The organism is Streptomyces sp. NBC_00012 (genome assembly GCF_045040875.1).
Lineage (GTDB): Bacteria > Actinomycetota > Actinomycetes > Streptomycetales > Streptomycetaceae > Streptomyces.
In genome coordinates, this window is sequence record NZ_CP108309.1 from 6,456,253 (window position 1) to 6,472,333 (window position 16,081).

12 protein-coding genes are annotated in these 16,081 nt (G+C 68.9%); 5 read left to right on the forward strand and 7 right to left on the reverse strand.

Annotated elements, in window-relative coordinates:
• Positions 1–10: 10 nt before the first annotated feature.
• Positions 11–1,135 carry a mechanosensitive ion channel family protein gene (locus tag OHA19_RS29570; RefSeq protein WP_405711761.1) on the reverse strand — a complete coding sequence of 375 codons (1,125 nt, stop codon included), beginning with the start codon at positions 1,133–1,135 and terminating at the stop codon, positions 11–13.
• 22 nt (positions 1,136–1,157) lie between these two features.
• Here OHA19_RS29570 and OHA19_RS29575 point away from each other — a divergent pair, with 22 nt between their 5' ends.
• Positions 1,158–1,736 carry a dienelactone hydrolase family protein gene (locus OHA19_RS29575; protein ID WP_405721361.1) on the forward strand — a complete coding sequence of 193 codons (579 nt, stop codon included), beginning with the start codon at positions 1,158–1,160 and terminating at the stop codon, positions 1,734–1,736.
• A gap of 52 nt (positions 1,737–1,788) precedes the next feature.
• Here the strand turns inward: OHA19_RS29575 and OHA19_RS29580 are convergent, their stop codons facing one another.
• The 5 genes from OHA19_RS29580 to OHA19_RS29600 all read right to left on the reverse strand — a co-directional run bounded on the left by OHA19_RS29580 (position 1,789) and on the right by OHA19_RS29600 (position 7,804).
• Entirely contained in the window at positions 1,789–2,757 is a 969-nt protein-coding gene (locus tag OHA19_RS29580) for a zinc metalloprotease (protein ID WP_405711760.1), read from the reverse strand.
• Positions 2,758–3,072: 315 nt separating this feature from the next.
• Entirely contained in the window at positions 3,073–4,734 is a 1,662-nt protein-coding gene (locus OHA19_RS29585) for an alkaline phosphatase D family protein (RefSeq protein ID WP_405711758.1), read from the reverse strand.
• 97 nt (positions 4,735–4,831) lie between these two features.
• On the reverse strand, positions 4,832–5,647 hold the full coding sequence (locus OHA19_RS29590; protein WP_405711756.1) for a DsbA family protein: 816 nt from the start codon (positions 5,645–5,647) through the stop codon (positions 4,832–4,834).
• Positions 5,648–5,695: 48 nt separating this feature from the next.
• Positions 5,696–6,415, reverse strand: a complete 720-nt coding sequence (locus OHA19_RS29595; RefSeq protein WP_405711755.1) for a hypothetical protein — start codon at positions 6,413–6,415, stop codon at positions 5,696–5,698.
• Between the two features lie 60 nt (positions 6,416–6,475).
• A complete protein-coding gene (locus OHA19_RS29600; RefSeq protein WP_389970231.1) occupies positions 6,476–7,804 on the reverse strand; it encodes a DUF2252 domain-containing protein in 1,329 nt (442 codons plus the stop codon).
• A 202-nt stretch (positions 7,805–8,006) separates the two neighbouring features.
• On the opposite strand from OHA19_RS29600, the gene OHA19_RS29605 reads away from it, so the two are divergent.
• Both OHA19_RS29605 and dnaE read left to right on the forward strand, forming a co-directional pair.
• Positions 8,007–9,479 carry a recombinase family protein gene (locus OHA19_RS29605; protein WP_405752215.1) on the forward strand — a complete coding sequence of 491 codons (1,473 nt, stop codon included), beginning with the start codon at positions 8,007–8,009 and terminating at the stop codon, positions 9,477–9,479.
• A gap of 82 nt (positions 9,480–9,561) precedes the next feature.
• Positions 9,562–13,104, forward strand: coding sequence for a DNA polymerase III subunit alpha (dnaE, locus tag OHA19_RS29610; protein ID WP_405711751.1), 3,543 nt, complete (start codon positions 9,562–9,564; stop codon positions 13,102–13,104).
• Between the two features lie 93 nt (positions 13,105–13,197).
• On the opposite strand, the gene OHA19_RS29615 is transcribed toward dnaE, so the two are convergent.
• Complete coding sequence (locus OHA19_RS29615; protein WP_405711749.1) at positions 13,198–13,377, reverse strand: hypothetical protein; 180 nt, start codon at positions 13,375–13,377, stop codon at positions 13,198–13,200.
• 224 nt (positions 13,378–13,601) lie between these two features.
• Between OHA19_RS29615 and OHA19_RS29620 the strand changes: the two genes are divergently transcribed.
• Both OHA19_RS29620 and OHA19_RS29625 read left to right on the forward strand, forming a co-directional pair.
• Complete coding sequence (locus OHA19_RS29620) at positions 13,602–14,885, forward strand: NYN domain-containing protein (protein WP_405711746.1); 1,284 nt, start codon at positions 13,602–13,604, stop codon at positions 14,883–14,885.
• Positions 14,886–15,039: 154 nt separating this feature from the next.
• Positions 15,040–16,014, forward strand: coding sequence for an ABC transporter ATP-binding protein (locus OHA19_RS29625; protein WP_405721358.1), 975 nt, complete (start codon positions 15,040–15,042; stop codon positions 16,012–16,014).
• The last annotated feature ends 67 nt before the right edge of the window (positions 16,015–16,081 follow it).

Below are 16,081 nucleotides of genomic sequence, written 5' to 3' on the forward strand. Positions count from 1 at the left end.
CGGGGATTCGTCAGCCGCGTCCCGTGCGCGGGGACCTGTCACGGTCCGACGGCTTCTCGTGCACGGGGCGGAGCGGATGCGGCCACTCGTTGTCCGGCGGGAGCACCGCGGGCGCCGTCGCGACCTTCGGCAACGCGTACGGGTGGTGGTCGCGCAGCCAGCCGATGAGCTGTTCACGTACGGCACAGCGCACCGTCCAGATGTCGCCCGGGTCCTTCGCCGTGACCACCGCGCGGACCAGGATCGTCGACGGGGTGGTGTCGGTGACGGCCAGGGACCAGTCACGGCCGTCCCAGGCGGCGCACTCGCCCAGGATGTCCCGCAGCTGCTCGCGCATCGCGTCGACCGGGGCCGAGTGGTCCAGGTGGAGGAAGACCGAGCCGGTCATCTGCGAGCCGCCGCGCGACCAGTTCTCGAACGGTTTGCTGGTGAAGTACGAGACCGGCATCGTGATCCGCCGCTCGTCCCAGGTCCGTACCGCGAGGAAGGTCAGCGTGATCTCCTCGATCGTGCCCCACTCGCCGTCCACCACCACCGTGTCGCCGATGCGAACCATGTCGCCGAAGGCGATCTGCAGCCCCGCGAAGAGATTGCCGAGCGTCGACTGGGCGGCCACGCCCGCCACGATGCCGAGCACACCGGCCGAGGCCAGCATCGAGGTGCCGAACGTCCGCATCGCCGGGAACGTCAGCAGCATCGCACCGACGGCGACCACCGCCACGATCGCGGTGACCACCCGCTGGATCAGCGTCACCTGGGTACGGACCCGTCGCACCCGCGCCGGATCGACGGTGCTCGCGGCGTATCTCGCGTACAGGGAATCGACGACGGCCGTCGCGATCCGCACCACCAGCCAGGCGGAGGCCCCGATCAGCACCAGCGACAGGACCTGGCCGATGCCGGTCCGGTGGGCGGTGATCGCTTCGAGCCGGCTGTGGGTGTACGAGCCCCGCAGCAGCGCCGCGCACAGCGTCAGCTGGAGCGGTATCCGGCAGCGCCGCAACAGCCCCCACAGCGGGGTGTCGGGGTGCCGGCCGTCGGCCCGTCTGAGCAGCTGATCGACCAGCCAGCCGACCAGCAGTGTGATCACGACCGAGCCGCCGACGACGATCAGTGGGCGCAGCAGGTTCTCCATGCCTGCGACCGTAGCTGGCACCATGGGACTCATGAACATCATGCTTTTCCACTCGACGTACGGTCTGCGCCCCGCGGTGCATGCGGCGGCCGGCCGGCTTCGCGCCGCCGGGCACGAGGTGCAGGTGCCCGACCTCTTCGAGGGGCGCACGTTCGAAACCGTCGAGGAGGGCCTGGCCTTCAAGGAAGAGGTGGGCAAGGACGAACTGCTCAGGCGGGCCGTGCTGGCCGCCGCGCCCTACTCCGACCGGGGCCTGGTGTACGCGGGTTTCTCGTTCGGTGCCTCCACCGCGCAGACCCTGGCGCTCGGCGACGAGAAGGCCCGCGGTCTGCTGATGTTCCACGGCACCTCGGACATCGCCGAGAACGCGTCCGTGGACGAGCTGCCCGTACAGCTGCATGTCGCCGACCCGGACCCGTTCGAGACGCACGACTGGCTGAACTCCTGGTATCTCCAGATGCAGCGGGCCGGCGCCGATGTCGAGGTCTACCGCTACCCGGGTGCGGGCCATCTCTTCACGGACGCGGAACTGCCCGACTTCGACCAGGCTTCGGCCGAGCTGGCCTGGAAGGTCGCGCTCGGCTTCCTCGCCACGCTATGACGCCGGGAGGGGCCCCGCACCGCACGGGGCCCCCTCGGACGGACCGGTCGGATCAGCCCCGGTAGGCGGTCCAGCTGTCGCTCATCCGCTGCACCTGGCCCGTGGTGAACTGGGTCATGCACGAATCGTAGGTGTAGTCCATGAAGTTGTGGATCGGGTCGACCCCGGTCTTGTTGGTGCAGGTGTCGCGCCCGGTCGGGCACTCGTAGGCGGGGGTCTTCTCGGCCGGGGTGTCGGAGACGTAGTCGCCGTTGCCGTTACAGCCGCCCTGGAAGGTGTGGTAGAGCCCCATCCAGTGGCCGACCTCGTGGGTGGCGGTGTCGCCCTCGTTGTAGTTGGTGGCGGAGCCGCCGGGCAGCGAGGCGTCGAGCATGACGACGCCGTCGTCCGAGGGGTTGGACTTGTACGAGCTGGGGAAGGTGGCCCAGCCCAGCAGGCCGCCGCCGAGGTTGGCGGTGTAGATGTTGAGGGCGTTCGCGCCGCCCTTGCGCAGCGAGGACTTCATGGCCTTCTCGGCGGCGGAGCCGGGGGAGACGCCGTTGTACCAGGAGCTGTTGTCCGTGTAGTCCGTGCCGGCCAGCGTGTACTGGAAGCCGGAGTTCGTGTTGCCCGAACCCTGACCGCTGTAGGCGGCGTTCAGGACGTTCATCTGGCTGCTGATCGCGGAGGCGCTGAGCTTGCCGGTCGTCCCGGAGTGCACGACGTGGAAGTACACCGGGATCGTCGCGCCGGCGGCGAGCGAGGAGCCGCTGGTCCGGCGGTCGGCGAGTCTCTGCTTCAACTGAGCGTCCATCGCCTTGGCCTGGGTCGCGGTCAGTTCGTTGGGGTCCGCGGCGTGCTTGGTGCCCGAGGGGCGGGCCTCGCGCGCCGTGGCGCTCGCGCCGGCGTCGTCCGCGCACTTCTGGGCGGCGGACGCGGAGGTCCTGGAGGTGGCCGAGGCGGTGGAGCCGGAAGGAGCGGAGAGCGGTGCCAGGGCCAGAGTTCCGGCCAGGACGGCAGTGCCGATCGCACGGTTTCGCATACGCGGCGATATACGGACAAGAGCGCGCACGTGGACTCCTCGCGGATGTGTGGGAGAGGCATTTCCTCACCCGCCGCCGGGAGATTACGTGCGCATGTCAGGCCCCGAGGAGGAATGATCAAGCCCAATCAAGTATTCGCCAAAGGGTCGAAACCGGAATGAATCTTTCTTCGCGTTCCAGGGTTTGAGACGGCGAAGTAACCGTAGGCGTTACCCCGGCGGGTGGTGTGTCCCCATTCGATCCTTGGGGCACACCACCCGCCGTAGCGACGCAATGCGCCGTCAACATATGCGGAGGTGGCCGAAAATAGCCCCTCAACGCACCGGGCTGTCCACCCGCTCGACCTTCTGCGTGCCGCTGAGCGTCCGGTATGAACGCGTCCAGGCCGACGCCGCGTCCCGCTTCGTCCGGTCGGAGACGGCGTAGTAGTCCATCTGCGAGCGCTCGGCGGTCACGTCCAGGACGCCGTAGCCGTGCGAGTCCATGTCCACCCACTTCACATGGCGGTTGGCGGCCTTCACCGCGGCGGCCGCGACCACCGAGACCGTCTGCGGTGCCACGTGCAGGATGTCGTCGATGTTGTCCGAGGTCACCGACGTCACCACGAACTCGGTGGCGGCCGAGGCGGAGAGCGGATACGTCGCCGCCTTCACCGGTACGTCGTTGGCCCAGGCCATGTGGATGTCGCCGGTCAGGAAGACCGTGTTGGTGACCGACCGGTCCCGCAGGTGCGAGATCAGCTCCTTGCGGTCGTCCGTGTAGCCGTCCCACTGGTCGACGTTGACCGCCAGGCCCTCCTTGGGCAGGCCGAGCAACTCGGCCAGCGGCTCCAGCAGATGAGCCGGAACGGAGCCGAACGCGACCGGCGAGATCATCACCGACGTGCCGACCAGCTTCCAGGTGGCGTCCGATCCGGCCAGCCCCGACTTCAACCAGTCCAGCTGCGCCCGCCCGGTGATGCTGCGCTCCGGGTCGTCGACCGCAGCGCTGCCGATTGCTGCCTGTTGGGAGCGGAAGCTGCGCAGGTCGAGGAGATGGAGATCGACCAGGTTGCCGAAGCGCAGTCGCCGGTAGACGGTGCCCTCGGTGGAGGCGCGGACCGGCATCCACTCGAAGTACGCCTGCTTGGCGCCCGCCGCCCGGTCCGCCCAGGAACCCTCCGTGTCCGGCGTGTGGTTCTCGGCCCCGCCGGACCAGGCGTCGTTGGCGAACTCGTGGTCGTCCCAGATCGCGATCACCGGGTGGGTGGCGTGCAGGGTCTGGAGGTCGGGGTCCGTCTTGTACGTGGCGTGCCGGGTGCGGTAGTCGGCGAGGGTGAGGATCTCGTGGACCGGCCGGTGCTGCCGTACGACGTACTTCGCGTCCGGGTAACTGCCCGACGCGTACTCGTAGATGTAGTCGCCGAGGTGCAGCACCGCGTCGAGGTCGGCGCGGGCGGCGAGGTGGCGGTACGGGGAGAAGTACCCGGCCTCCCAGTTGGCGCAGGACACCACCCCGAACCGCACGCCGGGCGTGGCGGCCCCGGCCGGGGGAGCCGTCCGGGTACGGCCGGCCGGCGAGACGGTCTGCGTGCCGTCGCCCGCCGAGAAGCGGAACCAGTACGTGGTGGCGGGGGCCAGGCCCCGCACATCGGCCTTGACCGTGTGGTCGGACGCGGCCTTCGCGACGGTCTCGCCCCGGGCGACCACCCGGGAGAAGTCCTTGTCCTCGGCGACCTCCCAGTGCACCGCCGTATCGGCGCCGCGGCCCGAACCGGGCACCGCGTCGGGGGTCGGGGTGACGCGGGTCCAGAGCAGGATGCCGTCGGGAAGGGGGTCGCCCGAGGCGACGCCGTGCAGGAAGGCGGGCCCGTCCGCGGCGCGCGCGGTGGTGGCGGAGCCCAGCGCGGGGGCCGCGACGGCGGTGACGGCAGCGGCCTTGACGACCGTGCGGCGGCTGGGGGCGGAAAGCGGCGAGGAAAGGTGTCGACTGGTCACGGGGCAGAACCCTACTGACCGGTAAAGCGAACGGGCAGGCGAACGAAGGAAGTTCGCCTGCCCGCCGGGGAGCCGCTGCCGTGATGCCGCCGGCCGGTCAGCCCTTCAGCGCGGCCGTGATCGCGGTGTTGAAGTCCTCCACCGTCATCGGAGCGTTCTCGCTCTTCCCGTCGGTGAGCGCCTTGCCGTCCATCTTCAGCGTCGGGGTGCCCCTGACGCCGCTGTCTTCGAACGCCGCCGACATCTTCATCGCCCAGCTGTCGAACGTGCCGTCCTTGACGTCCTTCTGGAAGGCAGCGTTGCCCTTCAGCGCGTCCACCGAGTCGGCGACCTTGATCAGGTAGGAGTCGTCCTTGAACTTGTCGTCGGTCTCCTCCGGGTGGTACTTCGCGGAGTAGAGCGCGGCCTTGTAGTCGAGGAAGGCATCCGGGCTGACGTCGAGCGCCGCACCGAGCGCGCTCAGCGCGTTCTTCGAGCCCTCGCCCTTGGACATGCCGTCGATGAACGTGGCACCGATGTACTTGATCTTGTACTTTCCGGCATCGACGTCCTTGCGCACCGTCTCGCCGACGGACTGCTCGAACGTTCCGCAGATCGGGCAGCGCGAGTCCTCGTACAGCTCCAGGGTCTTCTTGGCGGTGGACTTGCCGATGACGACGCTGGTGCCGTTCTCGCCCGAGGTGTTCTTGGGCGCGGTCACATTCTTCGCGTCCTTGGCCGCCTCCCAGTGGGACGGCTTGTTCAGCTGCATGACGCCCCAGGTGACGGCACCCACGACGGCCAGCACGCCGACGATCGAGACGCCGACGATGATCTGCCGACGGGCCTTGTCCTTCTTGGCCTGGCGCTCGCGCTCGGCGCGCAGCCGCTCGCGGGCCGCCGACTTGTTGGCCTGGGTGTTGCGCTTGCTCATGTCCGTGTCTCCAAGGTGTGAGGGGTATGTCGTCGGGGAAGTGCGTGCTCAGGCGATGGCGAAGGCCGAGCGCGGCGGTCCCCTCCGTCCCACGGAGTGCACGAGCAGACGGGCGTGTACGAGCAGGTGCGGGCCGTGTCCGACGGGCCGCACCCGGCGGCGTACCGGGCGGCGGGCCGTACCGACCACGGCGACTGCGACCAGCAGCGGCCGGAACGCCAGGACGGCGACCGCCTCCAGCAGACCGGCCAGCGCGGACTCGCCCCGCCGGAGCCAGGCCGCGGCGAGCAGGCCGACCGTCACATGGGCGGCGAGCAGCAGCCACGGCACCGCGGGGCCGGGCGAGGCCAGCAGCGCGGCCGTCGTGTGTCCGGCATCGGTCACCGAGGCGAGCGGGGTGACATCGGCACCGGCCTGTGCCGCACCGGCGCCGAACTGGCCGCCGCAGAGCACGTCGACGCCGACCGAACGCAGCGGCCCCGCGATCGGGCCGCCGGCCGCGCCGTAACAGACGTGCTGACCGGTGGTGAAGACGGTGTCGGCGGCCAGCTCCAGCGGGACCAGCAGCCCGGCGATCGCTCCGAAGCCGCGCTCCCGGCCGGCCAGCGCGTACGCCACGGCGAAGACCGCGCCGGCCAGCAGGGCGACGGCGGTCAGCGGCAGCGGGACCTGGGAGAGCAGCACATGGGACGCAGCGGAGAGCGTCACGACGAGCGCCGTGAAAAGCGCCGCGCGAACGACTCTGAGCTGCGTCCCGGATATGTCCATCGCCGAGGAGTGTCGCATGCGAACCTGTAAGTGACCCCTAAAGGGACGGGCCGCAGGGAATCACAGCCCCGGAATGCGGCCGTTGCGGAAGAGATCCACGAAGATCTGGTGGTCGGCGCGGGCGCGGGCGCCGTAGCTGTGGGCGAAGTCCACCAGCAGACCGGCGAAGCCCTCCTCGTCGGCCGCGATGGCCGCGTCGATCGCCCGCTCGGTGGAGAACGGCACCAGCGAGTGGCCGCTCTCGTCGTCCGCCGCGGAGTGCATCGTCGCCGTCGCCCGGCCCAGATCGGCGACGACCGCCGCGATCTCCTCCGGCTCGTCGATGTCTGACCAGTCCAGATCGACCGCGTACGGAGACACCTCGGCGACCAGCTGGCCCGCCCCGTCCAGCTCGGTCCAGCCGAGCCACGGGTCGGCGTGCGCCTGCAGGGCGCGCTGCGAGATCACGGTGCGGTGGCCCTCGTGCTGGAAGTACTCGCGCACGGCCGCGTCGGTGATGTGCCGGGAGACCGCGGGGGTCTGCGCCTGCTTGAGATAGATCACCACATCGTTCTCCAGGGCGTCGCTGTTGCCCTCCAGGAGGATGTTGTACGAGGGCAGCCCGGCCGAACCGATACCGATGCCGCGACGGCCGACGACATCCTTCACCCGGTACGAGTCGGGGCGGGTCAGGCTCGACTCCGGCAGCGTCTCCAGATAGCCGTCGAAGGCGGCCAGCACCTTGTAGCGCGTCGCCGCGTCCAGATCGATCGAGCCGCCGCCCGGCGCGAACCGGCGCTCGAAGTCCCGGATCTCCGTCATGGAGTCCAGCAGCGAGAACCGGGTCAGCGACCGGGCGTCACGCAGCGCGTCCAGCAGCGGGCCCTGTGCCGTGTCCAGCGTGAAGGGCGGTACCTCGTCGTTCTTCGCGCCCGTCGCCAGTGCGTGGATCCGCTCACGGTAGGCCGCCGCGTAGACCCGGACCAGCTCGGTGATCTGGTCGTCACCCAGCGCCTTCGCGTACCCGATCAGCGCAACGGAGGCGGCGAACCGCTTGAGGTCCCAGGTGAACGGGGCTACGAAGGCTTCATCGAAGTCGTTCACATTAAAGACAAGGCGGCCATTGGAATCCATGTACGTGCCGAAGTTCTCAGCGTGCAGATCGCCGTGCACCCACACCCTGCTGGTTCGCTCGTCCAGATAGGGGTCCGCGTTCCTCGTCGAGCTGAGATCGGCGTAATAAAGGCAGGCCGTGCCCCTGTAGAACGCGAACGGTGATGCGGCCATCTTGCGGAACTTGACCCGGAAGGCTGTCGGGTCTGCGGCCAGGAGCTCTCCGAAGGCTGTCTCGAAGACCGCAAGGATCTGCTCCTCGCGCTCAGTGTCCGAGACTTCGAAAGTGCTGCGCATTGCTGGCCTGCTTCCTTCGTTGATGACAGGGCCTTCCTGTCTGTCCTCCTGCTGAGAACGCCGGACGCGCCGCATCAGTGCCCGGACCCGGAAAGTGCGGCCACAGTCACTGATTCGGGTGACGTGTGGGTGATTCCACCTCGGATGGTCCGACCTTCGCAATAGTTGTAGATAGGTGCATTGGAGCGACCGGAAGGGATCCATGAACGTCCTGCGTGCGGTGATCTACGTCAGGCTGTCGCGAACCACGGAATCGAGTACCTCCCTGGCCAGGCAGGAGGCGTCATGCCGGGGCTATGCGGAACGGCAGGGCTGGACCGTCCTGCGGGTGTTCCAGGACAGCAACGTCTCGGGCGGGGAGCCGCCGGGGGAGCGCCCCGCACTTCGCGAACTGTGCGAGAACCTGTCTCACTACGACGTGTTGCTGACTTGGCGGGCGGACCGCATCGCTCGATCGTTGATCCATTTCTCATCAGTGATCGAGGCGTGCGATACGGCTGGTGTTCGCCTCGTGGCCATCGAGGACGGGTGGGACATGTCGACTCCGCACGGGCGGTTCGCCGCGAATGTGCTGGCCTCATTTGCCCAGTTCGAACGGGAACTGGGGCGGGAGAGGACGGTCTCATCGCAGAACCATCTGAGGAAGACCGGACGCTGGGCCGGCGGACGGGTGCCGTATGGCCTTCGGCCGACGCCGAACACGGAAGGCAGGGGCAAGATCCTCATACGTGATGACCGAGCGGAGCCCATTGTTCGCGAACTGGCCGAACGCATCATTGCCGGGGAAGCCCCGACGCGCATCGCCGCAGACCTCCAAGCCCGGGGAGTCCCCGCACCACGAGTCCATAACTCCACAAGGCCCGACCCTGCACCGTCGGCCTGGACCCACAAGTCCATCAAGATTGTTATGACGTCACAGACGCTCTTGGGACACAAGATCGAGCATCGGACCGGCAAGGTGATCTGTGACAACGCGGGTCCTGTGAAGTTCTGGCCACCCATGCTGACGCAGGAGGAGTTCGCGCGGATCGCGCAGATCATTGAGGACGGGTACAGGCCACGACGGCCGAACCGTCCTTCGCACTGGCTTCACGGTGTCGTTATCTGCGGGGTTTGCGGGCGGAACATGAAACGGTCGCAGTCCTCGGGGGCCGAGACGTTCAGATGTCTCGGGCCACTGACGGAACCGCATCGGAGTGTGAGCATCAAGGGCGACCTCCTGGAGGGGTGGTTCGTCGCGGAGCTGCGGGAACGGCTGCGGAACGCCCCTGTTGTGGAGCACACCTACCGCGCGGAGGTCGATCTCAGCGACGAGATCAGGCGTCTGCGTACCTACGTGGCCGAGCTGCTGGACGACCGTCGGGCCGGGGTATTCAGCACCCCTGAAGCAGTGGAGGTCTTCCGCAACGAGTACCGGCTGGCATCGACCCGACTCGAAACTTGCGAGCGACAGCCTCACAAACCCGGTGGGTGGGAAATGCGCGCGGCCGCACAGTCGATGTGGGACGCCTGGAACGTGTGGTGTCCCGAGGAGCGTGGAAGTTACCTGGTCGGCTGCCAGGTTCGTGCCGTGGTCAGCTCGCCGCCACGCCCACGTGCGAGGGTGGAGGCCGCTGACCGCTGCGTCTGTGATCTCGGCAACCTCATTGTTTTCGACGGTGCGCGGTCGGAGTGACAGGCCGCGGAGTATCGGTGTCGCGACGTAGACTTCCACGCTGTCCCCCTCACCCGCCCTGCTCGCCCGGAGGCCACAAACCGTGTCGTCGAAGCCGCCCTTTACGCACCTTCACGTCCACACCCAGTACTCGCTGCTGGACGGTGCCGCGCGGCTCAAGGACATGTTCGCTGCCTGCAATGAAATGGGCATGTCGCACATCGCGATGACCGACCACGGCAACCTGCACGGCGCCTACGACTTCTTCCACTCGGCGCAGAAGGCGGGCGTGACGCCGATCATCGGCATCGAGGCGTACGTCGCCCCCGAGTCGCGCAAGCACAAGCGCAAGATCCAGTGGGGCCAGCCGCACCAGAAGCGCGACGACGTCTCGGGTTCGGGTGGTTACACCCACAAGACGATCTGGGCGTCCAACGCGAAGGGCCTGCACAACCTCTTCAAGCTGTCCTCGGACGCGTACGCCGAGGGCTGGCTGCAGAAGTGGCCGCGCATGGACAAGGAGACCATCGCCCAGTGGTCCGAGGGCCTGATCGCGTCCACCGGCTGCCCCTCGGGCGAGGTGCAGACCCGGCTGCGGCTCGGCCAGTTCGACGAGGCGGTCCAGGCCGCCTCCGACTACAAGGACATCTTCGGCGAGGGCAAGTACTTCCTGGAGCTGATGGACCACGGCATCGAGATCGAGCGCCGGGTCCGTGACGGGCTCCTCGAAATCGGCAAGAAGCTGAACATCCCGCCGCTGGTGACCAACGACTCGCACTACACCTACGCGCACGAGGCCACCGCGCACGACGCCCTGCTCTGCATCCAGACCGGCAAGAACCTCTCCGACCCGGACCGCTTCCGCTTCGACGGCACCGGCTACTACCTCAAGACGACCGACGAGATGTACGCCGTCGACTCCTCCGACGCCTGGCAGGAGGGCTGCGCCAACACCCTGCTGGTCGCGCAGCAGATCGACACCACCGGCATGTTCGAGAAGCGCGACCTGATGCCGAAGTTCGACATCCCGGACGGCTACACGGAGATCACCTGGTTCCAGGAAGAGGTCCGCGTCGGCATGAACCGGCGCTTCCCGGGAGGTGTCCCCGAGGACCGGCAGAAGCAGGTCGAGTACGAGATGGACATCATCATCCAGATGGGGTTCCCGGGGTACTTCCTGGTCGTCGCCGACTTCATCATGTGGGCGAAGAACAACGGCATCGCGGTCGGCCCCGGCCGAGGCTCCGCCGCCGGTTCGATCGTGGCGTACGCGATGGGCATCACCGACCTCGACCCGATCGAGCACGGGCTGATCTTCGAGCGGTTCCTCAACCCCGAGCGCGTCTCCATGCCCGACGTCGACATCGACTTCGACGAGCGTCGGCGCGTCGAAGTGATCAGGTACGTGACGGAGAAGTACGGCGCCGACAAGGTCGCCATGATCGGCACGTACGGAAAGATCAAGGCGAAGAACGCCATCAAGGACTCCGCCCGGGTCCTCGGCTACCCGTACGCGATGGGTGACCGGCTCACCAAGGCCATGCCCGCCGACGTCCTCGGCAAGGGCATCGACCTCAACGGCATCACCGACCCCAAGCACCCGCGCTACAGCGAGGCGGGCGAGATCCGGGGGATGTACGAGAACGAGCCGGACGTCAAGAAGGTCATCGACACCGCCAAGGGCGTCGAGGGGCTGGTCCGGCAGATGGGCGTGCACGCCGCCGGCGTCATCATGTCCAGCGAGCCGATCGTCGACCACGCGCCGATCTGGGTGCGGCACACCGACGGCGTCACCATCACGCAGTGGGACTACCCGCAGTGCGAGTCGCTCGGCCTGCTGAAGATGGACTTCCTCGGCCTGCGAAACCTCACCATCATGGACGACGCCGTGAAGATGGTGGAGTCCAACAAGGGCGTCAAGCTGGACCTGCTCGGCCTCCCGCTGGACGACCCCAAGACGTACGAGATGCTCTGCCGCGGTGACACGCTCGGCGTGTTCCAGTTCGACGGCGGTCCGATGCGCTCCCTGCTGCGCCAGATGCAGCCCGACAACTTCGAGGACATTTCCGCCGTCTCGGCCCTGTACCGGCCGGGCCCGATGGGCATGAACTCGCACACGAACTACGCCGAGCGCAAGAACGGCCGCCAGGAGATCACCCCGATCCACCCGGAGCTGGAGGAGCCCCTCAAGGAGGTCCTCGGCCTCACCTACGGCCTCATCGTGTACCAGGAGCAGGTGCAGAAGGCCGCCCAGATCGTCGCCGGCTACTCGCTCGGCGAGGCCGACATCCTGCGCCGCGTGATGGGCAAGAAGAAGCCCGAGGAGCTGGCGAAGAACTTCGTCCTCTTCGAGGCGGGCGCCAAGGAGAAGGGCTTCTCCGACGCCGCGATCAAGGCCCTGTGGGACGTGCTGGTCCCGTTCGCCGGATACGCGTTCAACAAGGCGCACTCCTCCGCGTACGGCCTGGTCACCTACTGGACCGCGTACCTCAAGGCGAACTACCCCGCCGAGTACATGGCGGCGCTGCTGACCTCGGTCAAGGACGACAAGGACAAGTCGGCCGTCTACCTCAACGAGTGCCGCCGCATGGGCATCAAGGTGCTGCCGCCCAATGTGAACGAGTCCCTGTCGAACTTCGCCGCCCAGGGCGACGACGTGATCCTCTTCGGCCTCACCGCCGTGCGCAACGTCGGCCAGAACGTCGTCGACTCGATCATCCGGTGCCGCAAGGCGAAGGGGAAGTACAGCACCTTCCCCGACTTCCTGGACAAGGTCGAGGCGGTCGTCTGCAACAAGCGCACCGTCGAATCGCTGATCAAGGCCGGCGCCTTCGACGAGATGGGCCACACCCGCAAGGGCCTGGTCGCGCACCACGAGCCGATGATCGACAACGTGGTGCAGGTCAAGCGCAAGGAGGCCGAGGGGCAGTTCGACCTCTTCGGCGGCATGGGCGAGGAGGAGAGCGACGAGCCGGGCTTCGGGCTCGACGTGGAGTTCTCCGACATCGAGTGGGAGAAGTCCTACCTGCTGGCCCAGGAGCGCGAGATGCTCGGGCTGTACGTCTCCGACCACCCGCTCTTCGGCCTGGAGCACGTGCTGTCCGACAAGGCCGACTCCTCGATCTCCCAGCTCACCGGCGGCGAGCACTCCGACGGCGCCATCGTCACCGTCGGCGGCATCATCTCCGGCCTCCAGCGCAAGATGACCAAGCAGGGCAACGCCTGGGCCATCGCCACCGTCGAGGACCTGGCCGGTTCCATCGAGTGCATGTTCTTCCCGGCCACCTACCAGCTGGTCTCCACCCAGCTCGTCGAGGACACCGTCGTCTTCGTCAAGGGACGCCTCGACAAGCGGGAGGACGTGCCCCGGCTGGTCGCCATGGAGATGCAGGTCCCCGACATCTCCAACGCCGGCACCAACGCCCCCGTGGTCCTGACCATCCCCACCGTCAAGATCACCCCGCCGATGGTCAGCCGCCTCGGCGAGGTCCTCAGCAGCCACCGGGGCGACACCGAGGTACGGATCAAGCTCCAGGGCCCCCGCAAGACCACGGTGCTCCGGCTCGACCGGCACCGGGTCAAGCCCGACCCGGCGCTCTTCGGTGACCTGAAGGTGCTGCTCGGCCCGTCCTGCCTTGCAGGCTGAGACACGGGAGCAGACGTACGGGAGGGGCGCCCCGCGAAAGCGGGAGCGCCCCTCCCGGTCATCCGGCCCTCGGCCGGACCGGAGAAGCCCCGGTCAGTTGTGGCCGAAGCGCCGCTGGTGCTTACGGGCAACATCAGCAGGGCTGCCCTGGGCCTGCGACTGAGGCTGTATCTGCGACTCGTACGCGGTCGTCCTCGCCTCTTCCGAACCGCGCTCCGGACCGGACGCGCGGTTCTGCTGGCTGCCCTGCTTGCGGTTCTTGTTCTTGGCCATGGTGTTCCTCCTATGGGGACTCTCGGGGCCAGGACCGCGTTCAGATTCACATAGCGTGGCAAGCCGTGCATTTTGGATCATTACCGTGTGTAGTGAGGGTGCGGGACGCGCCGTTTTCCGGATCCGCCACGCCGATGATCGAGTTCCGGCCGTCAACCCCTGCGCGGTCGGGCAGACTCGAAGGAAACCCTTGGCAAAGACCGCACCCGAACTTCTGGAAGAGGGTGGATCGCGTGGACCGTTGCGTCGTTCTGGTGGACGCAGGCTACTTGCTGGGCGCAGCCGCGAGCCTGCTGGCCGGAGAGCCCGCCCGTTCCCGCATCACGGTCGACCACGCGGCCCTCATCCGGGGCCTGCGCGAGCGGGCCGAGGCCGATACGGAGCAGCCGCTGCTGCGGATCTACTGGTTCGACGGTGCCCCCGACCGGGTGCCGCAGCCGGAGCACCGCAGGCTGCGCGTGATGCCCAGGGTCACCGTCCGGCTCGGCGCTCTCACCCGCAGCGACGGGCGCTGGGCACAGAAGGGCGTCGACGCCGCGATGCACGCCGAGCTCACCGAACTGGCCAGGAACCGGGCCTGCTCCGACGTGGTGCTGGTGACCGGTGACGGCGATCTGCTGCCCGGCCTGATGTCCGCCAAGGAACACGGCGTCGCCGTCCATCTGTGGGCCGTCCAGGCCGCCGACGGCGACTACAACCAGTCCGAGGACCTGGTCGCCGAGGCCGACGAACGAAGGGTGCTCGACCGGGCCTGGATCACCCAGGCGGTACGGGCCAAGGAGACCGGTGGCGTCTGCGCCCCGCCCCCCGCCCCCCGCCCGGAGATCGCCGCGATCCTCTCCGCGCCGCTCCCGGAGGCCGCCCTCGCCGCCTCCGCCGAGCGCGCCTCGGAGGCCCGGGCTGCGGCCGCCGCCAACGGCGCCGCGGCACCGCCGGAGGAGAGCGCCGCCACCGACCGCCCCGTGCACGGCGGCAGGGGCGTCCCTACCCCCAAGGACCTGGCGGGCAGCCTGCGCGGACCCGGCGCCCAGCCCGACCGGCACCTCCCGCAGCCGTCGCCCGCGGGCGCGACCCTGCGCTGGTCCTCCGACAAGAGCTGGGCGGAGCGCGGCGGACCGCTGGGCGAGCCCCCCGAGACCGCCTCGCTGCCGACACTGGCCCAGCTCACCAGCGCCGAGCAGCGCTGGGCGGACCGCGAGGAGGACATCACCACCGTCGGCGGTGACCCTTTCGAGGTGGGCCAGGTCTTCGCCCGTCGCTGGATGGAGCGACTCCCGGAGACCGTCCATCTGCAGAAGCTTTCGGCCATGTATCCCCGCATCCCGCACCGCATCGACGGCGAGCTGCTGCGTTATGCCGCCCGGTTCGGCCTGCTCGCCCACAAGGACGACCAGATCGACGAGCACGACCGCTACGCGATCCGGGCGGGATTCTGGCGGGAGATCGACGTACGGGCCGCTGCCGAGCACACCCCCGCGGCGGAGCGGACGAGCCCGTCCGCCGGCTGACGGCGGAGCGGGTCCACGGGCGGGCGCCCCGGCCACCGATCGCCCCTCCGGGGCCCGGCCGGCGTGGCCCCGGGCGCAATCCGGGGCATCCGACCCCGTACCCTCGTACCTCGTGAGTACGGGCACAGCACAGGCGCAGCCGGCGACCGGGACCGTGTGCGCGGTGCGTGATCTGGTCAAGACCTATCCCGCAGCCCGCGGCCGCCGTGGTACCCCCGCCACACCCGAGGTGCGCGCCACCGACGGGATCAGCCTGGACGTGCGGCGCGGCGAGATCTTCGGACTCCTCGGCCCCAACGGCGCCGGCAAATCCACCCTGGTACGGCAGCTCACCGGGCTGATGCGCCCCGACTCCGGCAGCGTCACCGTGCTGGGCCACGACCTCGTACGCCACCCGGAGCGCGCCTCCCGGCTGATCGGCTACCTCGGGCAGGAGTCCACCGCCCTCGACGAGCTGACCGTGTCGCTCGCCGCCGAGACCACCGGACGGCTGCGCGGCCTCGCCGCGGCGGACGCCCGCGCCGAACGCGACGCGGTACTCGCCGAACTCGGTCTCACCGAGATCGCGGGACGCCCCCTGAAGAAGCTCTCCGGCGGACAGCGGCGGCTCGCGTGCTTCGCCGCCGCGCTGGTCGGCGAGCGGCCGGTGCTGCTGCTGGACGAGCCGACGACCGGCATGGACCCCGTCGCCCGGCGCGCCGTCTGGGCCGCCGTGGACCGGCGCCGGGCCGAGCGCGGCACGACGGTGCTGCTCGTCACCCACAACGTCATCGAGGCCGAAACGGTCCTCGACCGGGTCGCCGTGATCGAACGCGGCAAGGTCATCGCCTGTGACACACCGGCCGGGCTCAAGGAACGGGTCGCGGGCGAGGTCCGGGTCGAGCTGGTGTGGCGCGAACGGGCGCCCCTGGACGTACCCGAGGTGGCCGCGCTGCACGGCTCGGCCCAGGAGTCCGGGCGGCGCTGGGTGCTGCGGCTCGGTCCCGACGAGGCGCGGGCGGCGGTCGCCGCGGTGACCGGCGGCGCGGCCTTCGCCGCACTCGACGACTTCACGCTGGCGACGCCCAGCCTGGAGGACGTCTACCTCGCGCTCGGCGGGGACGCGGCCAAGGGGCTGGTGAAGTCATGACCGGGGCCGACGGGGCGGCCGGGGCGAATGGGTTGGCCGGGGCCGGCGGGACGACCGGGTGCGGGTG